At 40.2% G+C, this 453-nt stretch carries 2 pseudogenes; both read right to left on the bottom strand.

Annotated elements, in window-relative coordinates:
• Positions 1 to 77 (bottom strand): annotated as a pseudogene (locus tag FC82_RS16725) (type II toxin-antitoxin system RelB/DinJ family antitoxin); the annotation flags it as partial.
• Positions 78 to 336: 259 nt separating this feature from the next.
• A pseudogene (locus FC82_RS16875) lies at positions 337 to 453 on the bottom strand (plasmid replication initiator protein A); the annotation flags it as partial.

Raw genomic sequence — 453 nt, 5'->3', positions numbered from 1 at the left:
CTTAAAACTGCTTCGGTATCATCGGCCAAATCTTTATCAATCTTGACTTGGACCCGTTTCTTTTCCTTAACTGCCATGATTGTCTCATCTCCTTTCTTTTACTACTACCATTATACTACCTTTTGAGTACCTTATCAATAGATAAAGCCCTGGCCTCAAATCACTTGAGCTTGGCGTTGATCTAAAGGCTGAACTTTTGAGCTGGTTAGCCTGGTTAGCTCTGGCACTCATTTAAAAGCCCCTATTCTTCTGTTTAAGCCATTTAAATCTAGCTTAAGTATAAAGAGGTTAGTAAGTCTTAAAACCGCTTAGAAAGGATTTTGTAGCCTTTTAGGACTAGTAGTACAACCCACTGTTATCGTTGTCGGCCGACTTTTCTTCTTCGGGGTGTTTAGCAGCATATTCTCTAGCCGCTTGTTTATTCCACCAAACGCCAAATAGGTTTTGCATGGT

Origin of the sequence: Secundilactobacillus collinoides DSM 20515 = JCM 1123 (assembly GCF_001435975.1) — a bacterium.
Taxonomy (GTDB): Bacteria; Bacillota; Bacilli; order Lactobacillales; family Lactobacillaceae; genus Secundilactobacillus; species Secundilactobacillus collinoides.
The sequence above is the reverse complement of the archived record's forward strand: the minus strand, read 5'-3'. Positions and strand labels throughout refer to the sequence as shown.